The following is a 15,895-nucleotide window of genomic DNA, read 5'->3' as shown; positions in this document are numbered from 1 at the left end:
GACCTTCCGGCGTAAGCGCCGTCCCCACGCTCGCGGTGAATTACCGGCCGACAGGCTGGACACCGAAGGTGCCGGCGGCCGCCACCAGACGCATTTCCTCCAGGGCCGAGACCTGCTGCTCGGCCCGTTCGAGCAAGGTGTCCAGGCGGTCGGCATGGAGTCGGCCGTCAGTTTCCGCCAGCACGCGCAGGACACGCCAGCACGCAGCCTTTCCTTCCACGCCCACGAGCAGGGCTTCCAGCTCGAGGACGTCGCTGAGCGGGGACCGGGAGAAGAGATGGCCGTTCAGCTTCAGGCGGCCCGCCTTCTCTGCCAGCCAGCCGATGGCGACCTTCGCGTGGTCGGTGGACACGTTCAGGTCCGCCATGATCTGTATCAGCGCCTCGCGGTCCTGCTCGACCTGCTGAGCAAGTTCGGCCAGGGCTGTTCCCCCGTCCCGCCCCTCTTGGGCTCGGACGGCCCGGCCCAGGAGTTCGGTGCCGGTGGTCGCGCCCGTCAGATGGTCGTTGAGATAGATCGCCAGGAACTCGGAGCCGTCAGAACTCGCTGCGGTCGCGTCGCCGTTACCGGGTGACGCGTCGGTGTCTGCCACTGCGCTCAGCTCACGGCTGACAGTGGCGCCCAGCTCGGCCCAGCTCTTCTCGAACTTGGACAGCCCCTCGCGCTCAAGGGCCTCCGTCACGTCCGCGAAGTCGATGCCGACCGCTTCCAGCGCGTCGAAGTGGGCGAGTGCCGCCACGTGGTCGTCGCTCTGCGGGCGGCCGGGCAGCGTGCCGTGGTCGGCGAAGGCGTCCAACGTGGCGCCCGGCATGGTGTTCACCGTGCCCGCGATGGCGAGTTCGCTGACGTAGCGCGTGTCGGGGTAGGCGGGGTCCTTGACACCGGTCGAGGCCCACAGGGGCCGTTGCGGGCGGGCGCCGGCAGCGGCGAGGCGCTGCCACCGGACTCCGCCCGTGACCTCTTCGTACGCGCGGTGGGCCAGGCGTGCGTTGGCCACCGCCGCTCCGCCCTTGAGCGCGCGGGCCTCCGGTGTACCGATGGCGTCCAGACGCCGATCCACCTCGGTGTCCACCCGCGAGACGAAGAACGATGCCACCGAGTGGATGCCTCGCAGATCGCGTCCGGCGGCGAGAGCCTGCTCCAGGCCCGTCATGTAGGCATCCATCACGGCGCGGTAGCGGTCCAGCGAGAAGATCAGCGTGACGTTCACGCTCATCCCCTGTGCGATCACGTCGGTGACGGCTGCGAGACCTTCTGCGGTGCCCGGGATCTTGACGAGCAGGTTCGGTTCGGCGACGGCCCCCCACAGCTTCGTGGCGTCCGCGACGGTGGCATCAGCATCCCGGGCGAGCCGCGGGTCCACCTCGAGGGACACCCGTCCGTCCTGACCGTCGGTACGTCGGTAGATGGGGGCGAAGACCTTGCAACCTGCCCGTACGTCGTCGGTGGTGAGCGCGAACACTGCTGCGTCGACATCCGCGCCCTCTCGGCCCAGACGGCGCAACTGCTCGGAGTACCGCTCTCCCTTGGACAGTGCGGAGGCGAAGATCGTGGGATTGGTGGTGACCCCTACGACGTGCTTGTCCGCGATCAGCTGCTCCAGTCGACCATCGGCCAGGAGTTCGCGCGACAGATCGTCGAGCCAGATCGAGACCCCGGCGGCGGACAGATCCGCCAGCGGAGCGTAGGACGCGTGAACGGTCATGAGGGACCTCCGAGAAGATGCAAAAGGGCACAGGCCCACATCGGGACCCCCGCGCCCCGCATGTCACTGCCTGACGTACGAGTACCGAGTTCGGAGGCAACCAACCGGGAATCGGGCCGAAGAAGGCAACAACCGTGCCGGGGATCGCAACGATCGCTAGGTCGCGGTGTCGAGACGGCGCAGTGGGGCTCCGGCCTCGTGAAGGCTGCGGAGGGCCTGCCGGTACGAGCCGATCAGGCTGGTCTCCAGGTAGGCCACACCCAGTTCCTCGCAGTGGCGGCGGACGATCGTCTGGGCCCGGCGCAGATGCGGGCTGGGCATGCTGGGGAAGAGATGGTGCTCGATCTGATAGTTCAGTCCGCCGAGTGCGATGTCCAGCATGCGACCGCCCCGCACATTGCGTGAGGTGAGGACCTGACGGCGCAGGAAGTCCGGCCGGTCCTCACCGGTCAGGATCGGCATGCCCTTGTGGTTGGGGGCGAAGATCGAGCCGAGGTACACACCGAAGAGGCCTTGGTGGACTGCCAGGAATGCGACGGCCATCGCGGGCGGCAGCACCAGGAAGAGGGCCGTCAGGTAGGCCACGAAGTGGCCGATGAGCAGCACTCCCTCCAGGCGACGACTCTTGAGCGTGTCCTGCCCGAGGCCACGCACGCTCGAGACGTGAAGGCTGATGCCTTCCAACGTCAGGAGCGGAAAGAACAGATATGCCTGCGAGCGGCCGATCAGCCGGGGGATGCCCGTCGCGGCACGGGCCTGGTTCTGCGACCAGACGAGCAGGTCGGGCTTGACGTCCGGGTCGAGTTCCTCGTGATTGGGGTTCGCGTGATGACGGGTGTGTTTGTCCTGCCACCAGCCGTATCCCATGCCGATGCACGCGTTCCCGGCGACACGCCCCGACAACTCGCTGGCCTTGCGTAGTCGAAACACCTGTCGGTGCGCGACGTCGTGGGCCACGAGAGCCACTTGGCCGAAGGCCACGGAGAGGAATGCGGCGATCGCCAGGGTCCACCAACTGGCCCCGACCAGAACGAAGGCGATCCAGCCGCCCGTGTAGAGAGCAGCGACGGTCGCGATTCTCGCGGTGTAGTAGCCGGGTCGCCTGTTCATCAGGCCGCTGGCGGCGATCGTCTTCGACAGGCGTCCGAAGTCGCTGCCTCGTGCCTGTTCAGGTCGTGCGAACGTCTCCGCTGTCATGGATGGCCCAACCTTTCGTGGCCGACGACACCCGGGGCGCTTGCTCGGGGCGTTCGTTCCACGCACCCCACGGCGGGGTCACGGCCAGAGCGCCTCCGCTGAGAGACGGCACGTGCAGGTTGCGATGGAGCCAGGCTAGCGCGCGGGACGTACGTCCCCTGTGAGTCCGCGGGGAAGTTAGTGCTGAAAGGGGACCTCTCACCAGCCCTGACCTGAGCGTTCACACGCCATACGCGTTCTGATCCGATGCCCGGCGGTAAGCCCGGGCAGCCCCGGCGGGGGCTCCGAAAGACCCGCGGACGGCCGCAGCATGGCACACGTGCCCGTGGAACTCGACGGGCAGCCATGGCATCACCCTGTGGGCGTACCACGCACGCTCCGTCGGCCCGCCTCCGAGGCAGCTCGACCCCGGGCACACCGCCGGAATCCTCGTCCGACCTGCGGGCAATACACGCGCCGCACGTGTGGATCACTGCCAGGAGGGCACTCAGGGCGATGAGAGCCACGGGACCCCCGTGCCGACAGGGACAGAACTCGCCTCGACAGCGGACCAGGGCCGCAGAACACCGTCGAGATGCGCGGACACAGCTTCCGCTCCCTCAGGTCTCAGCCGACTCGGCCCGGGCGCGCGAGGAGGTCCGTGTCACCCCACGCCGCACCCGGACACCGGAGGTTGGCAATGGCCACCCATACGTTCACCCCGCTGGTTCCGACCTTCCTCTTGGCGCCCCCCGGCGTCTATCGCCCTCAGCACGACACCCGACTGTTGGCACGTGCCCTGGGCAGGGAGGACATCGGTCCGCGCACCCGAGTGCTGGAACTGGGAGCGGGCAGCGGTGCCCTCGCGCTGGAGGCAGCGAGACGGGGAGCCACAGTCACTGCGATCGACATCTCCAGGCGTGCCGTCATGGCCACACGCCTCAACGCGATTCTGGCCGGGCAGCATGTCACCGTACGGCGCGGTGACCTCACCAAGGCGGTGGCCGGCCGGTCGTACGACCTGGTGATCAGCAACCCCCCGTACGTGCCGTCTCCCGATGCCCGCCTCCCTCAAAGGGGTGCTGCTCGGGCCTGGGACGCGGGCCACGACGGACGGCTGCTGCTGGACCGGATTTGCGATGCCGCCCCCGCGGTCGTGGGGCCGAGCGGGGCACTGCTGCTGGTCCACTCCGGGCTCTGTGGGGTCGACGCCACGGTGGAGCGGCTCGGGCGTGCGGGCATGTCCGCACAGATCGCGGACAGAGCGATGGTGCCCTTCGGGCCGGTGCTGCGATCCCGCCTGCCCTGGCTGCGCCGGACCGGCCTGGTCGGCGAGGAGGCCGAGGAGGAACTGGTGGTCATTCGTGCCGAACACACCTGAGCGCCCGCGTCGCGTCCGCCTCGACCCTGAGGGACCGCTGCTCGTGGAAGGGCCCGTCGAAGTCGTCGGCGAGGACGGCAGCGTGGCGGTCTCACACCGCTTCACCGTCGCCATCTGCACGTGTCGACGCAGCCGCACCTACCCGTGGTGCGACACCAGCCACCGTCGCCGCACCAAACCGGACGAGCGAACGGACGGGACGGAGCGGACCACCTAGTCGGTCGCGCACGCCCTGACAGACCTCCAAGCCAGGACCGGGCCCGCGTCCGGGACGAAAGGACACACGTGATCTCCACCCGCCAGGAATCCCGTCTGCACAGCCCACCGCTGCCCACCCCGCGCGGGCCGCTCTCCGCCGCGGTCGTCTCCGTGCTGCGCAACCACCGGCAGACGCTGCCGGGCAACGACGTCGTGACCGCGGCGGGCCCCTACGGCGACGATCTGCACCTCGCTCTGTACGTGCTGTACGAGCTGCACTACCAGGGTTTCGAGAGCGTCGACGACGAACGCGAATGGGATCCCTCCCTGCTGGACCTGCGCCGCCTGCTCGAACAACACTTCCTCGCCGCCCTGCGCGCCGACGTCCCGGGCCCGGTCCCCGTGAAGCAGGCGCTCGAAGACCTTCAGACCGAACCGGTCGGCCACGACGAGACGAGTGTGTCCCACTATCTGCAACGTGACGGTGAACCGGCCCAGTTGGCCGAATACGCCGCGCTGCGCTCGCTCTACCACCTCAAGGAAGCGGACCCCCACGCCTGGGTCATCCCCCGGCTGCACGGCCGCGCCAAGGCGGCGATGGTCGCGGTCGAGTACGACGAGTTCGGTGGAGGACGCCCTGAGAACATCCACGCCCGGCTGTTCGCCGACCTGATGGACGACCTCGGCCTGGATACGGCATACGGCCACTACCTCGACGCCGCGCCGGCCGCGGCTCTCGCCATCGTGAACCAGATGTCCCTGTTCGGGCTGCACCGAGCTCTGCGAGGCGCACTCGTCGGGCATTTCGCGACCGTCGAAGTGACGTCCTCACCTGCCTCACGCCGACTCGCCGGAGCGTTGAGCCGCACGGGCGCCGGGCCGGCCGCCATCCGGTTCTACGACGAGCACGTCGAGGCGGACGCGGTGCACGAACAGATCGTGCGGCACGACGTGGTGGGCGGCCTGCTGGAGAGTGAGCCCGAGATGGAGGCGGACATCGTCTTCGGCATCCAGAGCACCACGCTCCTGGAGGACCGACTCGGTGTGGAACTCCTCAACGCCTGGCACGCCGGGCGCAGCGCTCTCCGCGAACCCCATGGCCGGTCCCATGAGCCGAATTCGAGCGTGTCCCCCCTGCAGTGACCGGCGGTGCACCGTAGTCGAGGAGCCCGTCACCGGCCGGGTGTCATCAAGTCAAACCACCACACCTGCTGTTCCCGGCCACAGGGCAGGGCGGATGCAGCCCACCTGCTTCCATCTCGCAACGAGCCACGAACCCGAGCACACATCGGCGACCCGACATCCGTCTTGACCTCGTTGGCATGGGTACTCGGCGTTCATGAAAGTGACAAACTGGGATATCGCCCTCCCCAACGCGGCCTTCGGCATGATCGGCGCGCTCGTGGGCGGTCTGGTCATCGTGGGGGCCCTCGTGTGGGCGGTTCAGATGGGCATCAAGGCACGCCGCCGTCAGCCGCCCCCGCCCGAGCCGAAAGAGCAGCCGACTCGGCCGGAGTCGGGCTCCAGGCAGGAAACTTCTGAATTGCGTGACCCTGACGACTTCTCCGCAGCCGGGGACGATGGTCGGCGCCTCACTCCGCACCAACTGCACAACTCCGGCACCACGCGCGGCGAGAAGCAGGAACGTCCGCGCTGGGACTCCCGGGCCTAGAACGTCGTGTCCAGCTCGGGATCGTCCCAGGGATGCGTGACGGCGCATCGCCACAACCGCAGGGGCCACTCACACCGCAGTGCTGCCCAGGCATCCAGAGGAGCCTTGAAGCAGCCATGGTGACCTACGCACTGCAGCGCGGCGTACTCGTCCTGACCCTGGACGACGACCCGGGAACCCGCGTCCAAGAACTGCCCGGGCGCATAAGCGACTTGGTGCGCGCCCATGACCCTCGCCCCGTCGTCATCATCCTCGGTGGCCATGCGACTGATCCCGTGATCACCGCGGTTCAGCACGCCCATCGCATGTGCAGCGAGCTCGGCATGCTGATATCCGTCGTGACGCACAGCGCCGGGGCTCGACGCGCCCTGGATGCGCAGCCCTTCGATGTCGGCACGCGGTTGGTCATTCACGCTCGCACCGACACGGCCATCACCACGGCGCTCACCACTGCGTGACACCGCCAATTGTTGGCCCTTCGCGCTGCCACTTCGCTTCCGCCGCTCGGGCTGGCGAACGCGCTCTGGCCCTCACCACGGCATCCGACACCATCGCCGCGGTCCGCGACCTGCTTGACCTTCGATACCGGCGTGGACGACGACACTGCCGTTCTGGCCATTCACGTCCCCCGACCCAGCGGTGAAGAGGAGCAGTGGCCCAACAGCTGATCCGCACCAGCACCGCCGGAGCGGTCATGGAACTGACCCGGGACTGGATCATCACACCGCACCCGAGTCCCACGCGTGATCGCGCCCGCCTGGGCCGACGGCCCTGACAGGGCTGCGTCAGGCCGGGTGGTGTCATCATTCAACGGCGGGCCCCGGCCATGACTGTTTTGAGGCATTGGTGAGATTTGCACCGGTGGCGGCGTCGCGCTGGGAGTGACGGGTGCCGTGCCAGTCCAAGCACATGACGGTCGCATCGTCTTGGAGGTGGCCGTTGTTGGCCGCGACAATCGCTGCGATGAGGGTGCGGGCTGCCTCGCGGGGGTGCAGGTCGCGGGTCCGTACGATCAGCTCGGACAGCTCGATGCTGTTGGCCTTGCGCTCCAGCATGCCGTCGGTGAGCATGACGAGCCGGTCCCCGGGCCGCAGGTCCAGCGACTGGACTCGGTAGGCGTGAGGCGTAGGGAAACCAAAGGGTGTATCGACCTTCGGGGCGATCTCCTGCACCTGGCCGTTCCGCATACGCAGCGGCCAGGGGTGCCCGGCGTTGACGAACTCGGTCGTGCCGTCGAGCAGGCTGATGCGCAGGAGCTGGCCCGTGACGTAGCCCTTGCGGCTGTGGTCGTGGATGGCCTGGTCAGCCTGGCGGGCCTGTTCGGCGAGGTCGGCGCCGGCCCGCCGCGCCCGGCGCAGGGCACCCACCAGCAGGGTGGCCAGCAGCGCAGCTTCTACATCGTGCCCCATGGCGTCGGTGACGGAGAGCTGGACGGTGTCCCGGTCGATCACGTAGTCGAAGGTGTCACCCCCGACCTGGTCGGCCGGCTCCAGCGCCCCGGCCACCGCGAACTGCGCCGCCTCGCAGGCCAGCGATGCCGGGAGCAGCCGGTGCTGGATCTCGGCGGCCAGGCTCAAGGGGGTGGTGCGGCGCCCCCACTGGTACACGTCGGTGTAGGAGCGGTTGGCGATGACGAGGTACCCCAGCGCGTGTGCGGTCTCGCCGATCTCCCTCATCACCGTCGCGTCGGGTGCCGTTGGCAGGAATAGTTCGAGCAGGCCGATGGCGTCCCCGCGGTTGGTAACCGGGGCGACAATCCGCACCGGCGTGTCCTCGCCCTTCTCCTCCACGCACGGTCGCTGGGTGCGGAGCACGTCGTCGTAGAGGGTGCCCTGCACCGTGATGCGCCGGGCGGGCGTACCGGTGTCGACGCTGCCCGCCGTTCCCAGCCTCACCACCGAGCTGCCGGTGAAATCAAGGATCAGGAACGACACCGATTCGGCTTCGAGATGCTCCTTGAGCATGCGCGCGACCACGTCGAGCGACTCCACGGGGGCTGCGGCCTCTGCCGCCTCCAGGGTCCCCGTCAGGGTCATCGGCGTGCCCCGGCGGTTCTCGCCCCGGGAACGGCCGGAGGCCTGCCCGCCGTCCGGCCTGCGTGCGGTCACTTCGGCTCCTCAGTGCTCGATGACGCTCAGGACGCTGTCCGAGCAAGTTCTGCGCTGTCGGGGAGGGTGGTGCACCGAATGCTGGCGGCCTGGGCGATCAGTCGCCCGCGGCCCAGCTCATCCACGCCGCCAGGCAGCCCGAACAGAGGATTACCACGCAGGACGCCAGGCCACGCAGCTTTCGCAGCCGTGTACGAAGGGCCGCATAGCGGGCCTCGTACTCGTCCTCCAGAATGCGGCTGCGCCACACCGGCCGCCATCGTCATCTGGGTGAGCCGCCTCCATTCCTCGGCGTAATGGCGCGCGGATCCTTTCTGCGGGCAGTCGCCAGCCAGGCCATCCGGTCGGTGAACCGCTCCTCTTCGCGCCGTGCAGCCTCGAATGCAGCCTGCAGCAGCGGAAAGCCTTCGACATCGCCGACCCCTGCGGATGCCGACGCCGACGGCCCTGGCGGACACGCACCCCTCACGTCACTCGCCGGCGGGGGCGATGGCGTGACGCCGTCGGCTGTGCTCTTTCCGATCGATGTTGGCGATGGCCTCGTGGTGAAGGTCGAAGGCGGGAGAATTCGAGCGACCTCGGGGCAGGGCGAAGGAACCTAACGAGGCTTGACTACCTCTCCGAGTCATTCACCGGGGTGACCATCGTGGCTGCTGCGGGGGCCAGCGGTCAGACCACGAGGTCCGGACCACCGGCCCTCCACATTGCCACTCGATGACAGACAACTCTGGCGCCGTCGACCTCGTCCAGTTCCCCCAAGCCCGCGTTCCGCAACAGCTCCGTCAGGCTGGTGCGGCGTACCAGCGGCTCGCCATCCAGTCCCACCTGACTGCCCGCACGCTTGGTGGGCCGGTAGACGATACGAGCACGGATGGTTCGCTCACCGCCATGACCTCAGCTTCGGCTGCCCTTTGCTGCGCTCGCGGCGGATGACGCCGCGGGTCGGTGTCCGGGACGCAGTGCGAGGTCGCGCCGGTCGGGAGACTGGCCGACGGCGGCGTGGTGGAAGCCCGGCGCCTGCGACGGGGACTTGGGAGACGCGATGGCCGCTCGGTGTCCGCGCCCGGACGTCCTGGCCGCAGCAGAGCTGGGAGTGGATACGGGCGCCTTCGCCAGGTAAGAGCGAGCAGTTTCGAGTGCGTCGGCGATCTCTCGGGTTCCGGTGGACACGCACAGGGTGTAGGCGAGATCCCGCAGACGCTGGCCGCAGGGATCTGCGCCACCGGCGAGTGCCTCCTCGGCGAGGAGCGTCTCGTACTCCTTGACGAGCCGGCGCAACGTCGCGGGCAGGGGCATCAACATGGGTGCAGCTCCTTGGTCAAGAGGCTTCGGCGAACGATGTACGGCTACTGAGCGGACGTCAGTCCAGGGGCCGGACGGGGCCGACCTCCTTGATCACGTCGAACGTCACGCGGCGGCAGGCTCAACGGGATGCCCCAACGCCTCCTTGCGCACCTGCCGGCAACTGCGGGTGATGAGCCGGGAGACGTGCATCTGGGAGATGCCGAGTTTCTCGGCTATGCGGCTTTGCGTCATGTCTTCAAAGAAGCGCAGGTAGAGAACAGTCCGCTCCCGTTCGGGCAGTCGGCCCAGTGCCTTCTTCGCAGCCTCGCGGTCGACGACGACGTCGAAGGCCGAGTCCGTGGTGCTCAGGGTGTCGCCGAGGCTGTAGCCGTCGTCACCTGCGGTCAGTTCGGCATCCAGGGAGAGGGTGCTGAAACTCTCCAGCGCCTCCAGACCCTCGGCGACCTCCTCCTCGGTGAGACCGGTGTGCGCCGCGATCTCAGCAACGGCCGGTTCGGGGCTGCCGGGGCGCTCGGTCAACTCACGGCGCGCGGCACGTACCTGGTTGCGCAACTCCTGCACTCGGCGCGGCACCCGCACGGCCCACATACGGTCCCGGAAGTGCCGCTTTATCTCGCCGGTGATCGTGGGGACGGCGTAGCTCTCGAAGGCGCCACGCGCCGGCTCGAACCGGTTGATTGCCTTGATCAGACCGAGGGCGGCCACTTGACGCAGGTCCTCCATGGCTTCGCCCCGGTCACGGAAGCGGCTGGCGATCCGGTGTGCCATGGGCAGCCAAGCGGCCACCAGCTCTTCGCGTACGGCGTCGCGGTCGGGACCGTCGTCCAATTCCACCAACCGTGCGAAGAGGGCGGAGGTGTCGGGGGAGTCATCGTGGGCGTGACGCGCACTGGCCTGTGGAGTCACGGAAGGGCCGTCGCTGTGGGGACGGGCTGCGATCACATCAGTGAGCATGGGGAATCGCTCCTGAACGGCTGGGTCAGGCGTGCCCGGTGACTGGTTCCGAACACGGCCCGAACGATCTTTCGGGTGTTCGCATCACGCGCGGAGGTCTACCCGGCCCCGCTCGCAAACCGCAGCAGGCCGGCGAGGAATCCCCGCGGGCGAGCGCCTTCGGTCCGAAGCGCGATGTCCCTTTGCCCCTCGGTCAGGGGGGTAAACACCACCTGTTGCGCGCCGGGGCAGTGTCACCGGAGCTGTCGATCAGCGCACTGCACGCCCCAAGCGTCGATGAAGGGCTCACGCCTCGACCGCCGCGGATACGGAAGGTAAGGGGCTGCTCACGGGGCCCGCCCGCCATCGCCGGTCGTCGTCCACGATCTTCAGTAGACGGGATGCACGCAAGCTCATCGGGTGACGGGCGCGTTCTCGGGCCGCCGTGGGGCCTACGGTGACCGGCGTACGTCCGCCGCCGGTCTTTCCATGTCAGGTCCGCTGGCCGATCGCTGGCGGTGCTCGCTCTCGCGCATCTCTCCGGTGTGGCGGTCGATGTCGGTGACGCGGTCCGCGAGGTCGGGGTGAGCGGGCCGTAGGTGGGGGCCTGTCGCGGAGAGGGGGCCCAGGAGTTGGGCCGGGTCGCTGTCGCCGAGTGCGGTGTGCAGGGCCGTGAGCGCTTCTGTCGCCGTGGCGGGGAGATCCGGCAGGGCGGTGATGGTTCCCGCGAGCTGGCGCAGCGTGGCGGCGTGGTCGTTGGCCCAGGACGTGACGGTGCGGTCCGCGGCGCGCTGGCCTCGGGTGGCCTGCACGCGTTGTTCTTTGGTGGTGCCGGCTTCGCCGGGGCGCACGCGTAGGTAGCGGCGTTCGGCGGCCTGGCGGCTGGAGACGCCGAGGGGGTGGGCCAGGTCGGCCCAGCTGGCGCCGGCTTCCCGGGCGGTCTCGATCAGGGCGGGCTCCCAGTGGGCGAGTTGTTCGCGCAGCTCGCGCAGGAGGAGCAGTGCGGCTACGGCCTGCTCGGGGTCGTCCGTGGAGGCAGCGTCGGCGGTTCGTGCCGTTCGCATGGCCTGGGCGATGGCCTTGAGCGCGGTGACCGCTGCTCCGAAGGAGGCCGGTGCCGGGGCCTTCTCGTCGCTCATTTCCTCTCCTTCCCAGGTCGCAGGCTTGTCATCCGTTGGATGACTTCGGAACTTGTCGTCGTTCAGATGACATGCTACAACGGTGTCAGGTGAAGCGCACAGCAACTGCTGAACTCATCTGGAGGTGTATCCCGTGTTGATGCGCACCGACCCGTTCCGTGAACTCGACCGCCTCGCCCAGCAGCTGATGGGTCCGCGAACGTGGTCCCGCCCCTCCGCGATGCCGATGGACGCCTACCGAGACGGCGACCGGTACGTCATCGCTTTCGACCTGCCGGGCATCGACCCCGACGCTCTCGACATCGACGTCGAACGGAACATGCTCACCGTGAAGGCGGAGCGCCGACCACTCCCCCGGTCCGAGAACGCCCAGACGGAACTGTCCGAACGGCCGCTCGGTGTCTTCTCCCGCCAGCTCGTCCTGGCCGACACCCTCGACACCGAGCACATCTCCGCGGACTACGAGGCCGGCGTACTGACGCTCAATATCCCGATCGCGGAGCGGGCCAAGCCCCGCAAGATCAGCATCCGCGGCACCGGTGACCGCAAGGAACTCGACAGCTGATCCGCCGCCCCCCTGCTGTCCGGGGCCCACGGAGGGTTCGCCCACCACTTCGCCGTGGGCCCCGGCGGCAGCGGCTCCGCTCCATCACTCCACGCCGGTGAACCGATTGCCGCGAGGAACGCGCGATTCACGGTGTTCACCCGGGGCAACCGGTTCACCGCAGCAGGAATAACGGTTCACGCAAGGAAAGTCGTCGCGCCATGGCTCTTCTCTCTCCCCCTGCGTCCTCTGTTCCGACGACCGTCACCTTCGACCAGATGCTGGAGAAGGTGCGCTACGAAGGCGTCTACCCCACCCGCCGACAAGCACAAGACGTCGTACGACGCGTCCTTGAGGCCCTCGGCCGCCAGCTGACCGGCGACGAACGTGTGGAGCTCGCCGGCCGCCTCCCCCAGGAAGCAGCCGGGTACCTCGCCTCACAGATCCCCACCGGCAGGCCGCTCACCGGCTGGGGCTTCGTGAAGGACCTCGCCGATCGAACCGGGGGCACCCTGGCGACAACCCGCTGGGACACCGGATCGGTCCTCGGCGTCGTCGCCCGCCTCGCCGGAGACGATCTCACGGCCCGGATCATCGGACAGCTCCCCGACGGCTACGACTTGCTCTTCGGACGCGCCCAGCTTGCCCGGGCAGCCTGACACCGGCCCAGATACGGCACCACTGGACAAGAACGGCACGCGAATCTGAGTGGCCGCGTGCCCGCCCCCAGCAATGGCGGCAGCCCGCACGCCCGCCCACCCAGGACGCCCCTACTCGGTGCTCCAGTGGCACAACAGCACCTTGCAGCAAGCGTGCCTGCTCTCGGACCCCAGGAGCGGGCTCCCTGGGGGTCCGCTCACGTGCGGAGCTGGAGCTGCGCGGGATGGCAAGCGGTCACCTCGTCATGGGGAGCCAAGCGACCGCCCGGTCTCCTGTCCGCGTCGAGGAGGCACTGGCGCTTCACGCGCGCGTGGCCGCCCTCTGTGCTCGGTTGCTGTCGGCCAGGACCGGCCTGAGTCAACCCGTCGGGTGAACCTGCGCTTCATGCGGGCGAGGCGGCGCGTCGCGATCCCAGAAGCGGGTACTCAGCGAACCTCCTGTCATCGCGACGGGATGTCGTTCCCCGCTTTCCTCAGTGATCGGAAACTCGCGTGAGTGCCAAGAAGAAGAATCCCGTGGCGGCAGCAGCCGACAAGGTCGCCGAGAAGGTGCAGGAGATCGCTCATCCCGGCAATGAGATCCCGGGCGCGCCGAGCCCGGTGCCGCCTGCGGTCGATGAGCCGACCGAGCCGGCCGGTCCGCTGCCGCCCAAGTCCGACCAGCGCGGCCCGGACACGTACAGCCCCACCGGACAGAAGACGGGCACCCCGCAGGCAGAGGTGGCGCAGGGCGGCGAGTTCCTCACCACAGCTCAGGGCACGCGACTCTACGAGACCGACCATTCTCTGAAGGCGGGGCCGCGGGGACCGGTGCTCCTGCAGGACCACCACCTGCGCGAGAAGATCATGCACTTCGACCACGAGCGGATCCCGGAGCGGGTCGTGCACGCCCGCGGCGCCGCAGCGCACGGCATCTTCCAGGGCTACGGCACTGGCGAAGGGATCAGCAAGGCCGCGTTCCTGGGCAAGGACGTCGAGACGCCGGTCTTCGTGCGCTTCTCCACCGTGCTGGGTTCGCGCGGTTCGGCCGACAGCGTCCGCGACACCCGGGGCTTCGCGACGAAGTTCTACACCAGCGAGGGCGTCTTCGACCTGGTCGGCAACAACATCCCGGTCTTCTTCATCCAGGACGCGATCAAGTTCCCCGACGTCATCCACGCCGGCAAGCCGCACCCGGACCGGGAGATCCCGCAGGCCCAGAGCGCCCACGACACCTTCTGGGACTTCGTCACCCTGCACACCGAGGCCACGCACCACACACTGTGGAACATGTCCGACCGCGGCATCCCGCGCTCCTACCGGATGATGGAGGGCTTCGGCGTCCACACCTTCCGCCTCCAGAACGCCGAGGGCGCGACGACGCTGGTGAAGTTCCACTGGAAGCCGAAGCTGGGCGTGCACTCCCTGGTCTGGGAGGAAGCCCAGATCACGGCCGGGGTCGACCCCGACTTCCACCGCCGGGATCTCGCCGACGCGATCGAGGCCGGGGCCTTCCCGCAGTGGGAGCTCGGCGTGCAGACCTTCCCCGACACCGACGACCAGATGTTCGAGGGCATCGACCTCCTGGACCCGACGAAGATCGTGCCGGAGGAGCTGGCCCCGGTCCAGCCGATCGGACTGCTCACGCTGAACGCGAACCCCTCGAACTACTTCGCCGAGACCGAACAGGTCGCCTTCCACGTCGGTCACCTCGTCCCCGGCATCGACGTCACCAACGACCCGCTGCTCCAGGGCCGCCTGTTCTCCTACCTCGACACCCAGATCAGCCGGCTGGGCGGCCCCAACTTCGGCCAGCTGCCAATCAACCGCACCCACGCCCCGGTCAACGACATGCTCCGCGACGGCATGCACCAGACGGCAGTCCACCGAGGTGTTGCGCCCTACCGGCCCAACTCACTCGACGGTGGCTGTCCCTTCCTCGCGGGCGCGGACAACGGCGCCTACATCGAAGTTCCCGAGGAGGTACCCGCATCCCGCAAGGTGCGCGACGCGGCAGCCTCCTTCGACGACCACTTCACCCAGCCACGACTGTTCTGGCTGAGCATGACGCCCACCGAGCGCGAGCACATCGTCGCCTCCTACACCTTCGAACTCAGCAAGTGCTGGGAGACGGCGATCAAGGAACGCGCCCTGCTTGTTCTGGCGAACATCGACACCGAACTGTGCGCGCAAGTCGCCGCCGGCCTGGGTCTGCCCGCCCCCGCACCGACCGTGAAGCTCGCCGACCCGGTTCCCAGCCCGGCACTCTCCCAGCTCGGCGGCACCTGGCCACTGGACGGCCGGATCATCGGCATCATCACCGAAGGCGACCAGAACCTGACCGGCGTGCGCTCAGTGCGCCAGGCCGTCCTGGACGCCGGCATGGTGCCCCTGGTCATCGCCCCCACCGGTGGAATTCTCGACCCCGACGGAGAGCCAGTCACCGTGCAGCGCACCTTCGCCAACGCCCGCTCCACCGAGTTCGACGCCCTCCTGCTCGCCGGCGCGCCAGCGGTCGGAGCCGACGGCTACGGAGCCCGTGACGCCAAGGTGGACGACGATGTCGCGATGGCTGTAGGCATCGACTCCCGCGTACTCCTCATGCTGGTGGAGGCCTACCGCCACGGAAAGGCAGTTGGGGCGTGGGGTGATGGCGTGGACGCCCTGGCCACTGCCGGTATCGCACTCGACGCACCCGGCGTGGTGAGCGCCGACAGCGCTGACTCGGCATTGGAACAACTCACCGAACTCCTGAGCCACCACCGCGCCTGGGACCGCTTCATGCCCTCGGTCTGACCCGATTCGATGGCGGCCTCCTGCCTATTCCGCAGGGGGCCGCCATCAGAGGACTGCCTGAGCCCGCTGTCCGGCCCAGACAGCACGAATCCCGGCAGCCAACCGGCTGCCGGGATCAGGAGTGCTACGCGCCTACTTGGGCCGGACGGCGTCCTTGGCCTTCTCCTTGGCCGCACGCAGGTCGCCCTGGGACTCCTTGGCCTGCCCTTCGGCCTTCAGGGACTCGTTGCCCACCGCACCGCCGACGACCTTCTTGACCTTGCCCTCGACCTGCTCACCCTTGGCCTGAGCCTTCTCGTC

The 15,895-nt window shown here is 68.6% G+C and carries 15 protein-coding genes and 1 pseudogene; 9 read left to right on the top strand and 7 right to left on the bottom strand.

Features of this window, described 5'->3' with window-relative positions; translation table 11 throughout:
* Positions 1–40: 40 nt before the first annotated feature.
* Positions 41–1,705 (bottom strand): transaldolase, encoded by a 1,665-nt coding sequence (tal, locus tag AB0C62_RS36490; protein WP_362980691.1) that lies wholly within the window; start codon positions 1,703–1,705, stop codon positions 41–43.
* 156 nt (positions 1,706–1,861) lie between these two features.
* The gene (locus AB0C62_RS36485) at positions 1,862–2,902 is read right to left on the bottom strand and encodes an acyl-CoA desaturase (protein WP_362980689.1); all 1,041 of its coding nucleotides are present in this window, start codon (positions 2,900–2,902) and stop codon (positions 1,862–1,864) included.
* Between the two features lie 679 nt (positions 2,903–3,581).
* Between AB0C62_RS36485 and AB0C62_RS36480 the strand changes: the two genes are divergently transcribed.
* The 6 genes and pseudogenes from AB0C62_RS36480 to AB0C62_RS36455 form a co-directional block, all read left to right on the top strand.
* A complete protein-coding gene (locus AB0C62_RS36480; protein WP_362980687.1) occupies positions 3,582–4,262 on the top strand; it encodes a HemK2/MTQ2 family protein methyltransferase in 681 nt (226 codons plus the stop codon).
* Entirely contained in the window at positions 4,246–4,479 is a 234-nt protein-coding gene (locus AB0C62_RS36475; protein WP_362980685.1) for a CDGSH iron-sulfur domain-containing protein, read from the top strand. The genes AB0C62_RS36480 and AB0C62_RS36475 overlap by 17 nt, the downstream gene beginning before the upstream one ends.
* 71 nt (positions 4,480–4,550) lie before the next feature.
* Complete coding sequence (locus AB0C62_RS36470) at positions 4,551–5,603, top strand: iron-containing redox enzyme family protein (protein ID WP_362980771.1); 1,053 nt, start codon at positions 4,551–4,553, stop codon at positions 5,601–5,603.
* A gap of 202 nt (positions 5,604–5,805) precedes the next feature.
* A complete protein-coding gene (locus AB0C62_RS36465) occupies positions 5,806–6,132 on the top strand; it encodes a DUF6479 family protein (protein WP_362980683.1) in 327 nt (108 codons plus the stop codon).
* A 116-nt stretch (positions 6,133–6,248) separates the two neighbouring features.
* Complete coding sequence (locus tag AB0C62_RS36460; protein WP_362980681.1) at positions 6,249–6,590, top strand: hypothetical protein; 342 nt, start codon at positions 6,249–6,251, stop codon at positions 6,588–6,590.
* A gap of 59 nt (positions 6,591–6,649) precedes the next feature.
* A pseudogene (locus tag AB0C62_RS36455) lies at positions 6,650–6,800 on the top strand (histidine kinase); the annotation flags it as partial.
* 135 nt (positions 6,801–6,935) lie between these two features.
* Here AB0C62_RS36455 and AB0C62_RS36450 read toward each other — a convergent pair.
* From AB0C62_RS36450 to AB0C62_RS36435, 4 genes are all read right to left on the bottom strand, one after another.
* A complete protein-coding gene (locus tag AB0C62_RS36450; protein WP_362980769.1) occupies positions 6,936–8,168 on the bottom strand; it encodes a PP2C family protein-serine/threonine phosphatase in 1,233 nt (410 codons plus the stop codon).
* A gap of 966 nt (positions 8,169–9,134) precedes the next feature.
* Positions 9,135–9,542, bottom strand: coding sequence for a DUF5133 domain-containing protein (locus tag AB0C62_RS36445; RefSeq protein ID WP_362980679.1), 408 nt, complete (start codon positions 9,540–9,542; stop codon positions 9,135–9,137).
* A gap of 105 nt (positions 9,543–9,647) precedes the next feature.
* Positions 9,648–10,499 carry an RNA polymerase sigma factor SigF gene (locus tag AB0C62_RS36440; protein ID WP_362980677.1) on the bottom strand — a complete coding sequence of 284 codons (852 nt, stop codon included), beginning with the start codon at positions 10,497–10,499 and terminating at the stop codon, positions 9,648–9,650.
* Between the two features lie 431 nt (positions 10,500–10,930).
* Entirely contained in the window at positions 10,931–11,617 is a 687-nt protein-coding gene (locus tag AB0C62_RS36435) for a type III effector protein (RefSeq protein WP_362980675.1), read from the bottom strand.
* A gap of 133 nt (positions 11,618–11,750) precedes the next feature.
* On the opposite strand from AB0C62_RS36435, the gene AB0C62_RS36430 reads away from it, so the two are divergent.
* The 3 genes from AB0C62_RS36430 to AB0C62_RS36420 all read left to right on the top strand — a co-directional run bounded on the left by AB0C62_RS36430 (position 11,751) and on the right by AB0C62_RS36420 (position 15,595).
* The gene (locus AB0C62_RS36430) at positions 11,751–12,182 is read left to right on the top strand and encodes an Hsp20/alpha crystallin family protein (protein WP_362980673.1); all 432 of its coding nucleotides are present in this window, start codon (positions 11,751–11,753) and stop codon (positions 12,180–12,182) included.
* Positions 12,183–12,382: 200 nt separating this feature from the next.
* A complete protein-coding gene (locus AB0C62_RS36425) occupies positions 12,383–12,820 on the top strand; it encodes a DUF2267 domain-containing protein (RefSeq protein WP_362980671.1) in 438 nt (145 codons plus the stop codon).
* A gap of 549 nt (positions 12,821–13,369) precedes the next feature.
* Entirely contained in the window at positions 13,370–15,595 is a 2,226-nt protein-coding gene (locus tag AB0C62_RS36420) for a catalase (protein WP_362980767.1), read from the top strand.
* A gap of 132 nt (positions 15,596–15,727) precedes the next feature.
* On the opposite strand, the gene AB0C62_RS36415 is transcribed toward AB0C62_RS36420, so the two are convergent.
* Positions 15,728–15,895, bottom strand: a 168-nt coding sequence (locus AB0C62_RS36415; protein WP_362980765.1) for a CsbD family protein, incomplete at its 5' end; no start/stop codon positions are given.

It is taken from the genome of Streptomyces sp. NPDC048643 (assembly GCF_040650615.1).
Classification (GTDB): Bacteria; Actinomycetota; Actinomycetes; order Streptomycetales; family Streptomycetaceae; genus Streptomyces.
The sequence above is the reverse complement of the archived record's forward strand: the minus strand, read 5'-3'. Positions and strand labels throughout refer to the sequence as shown.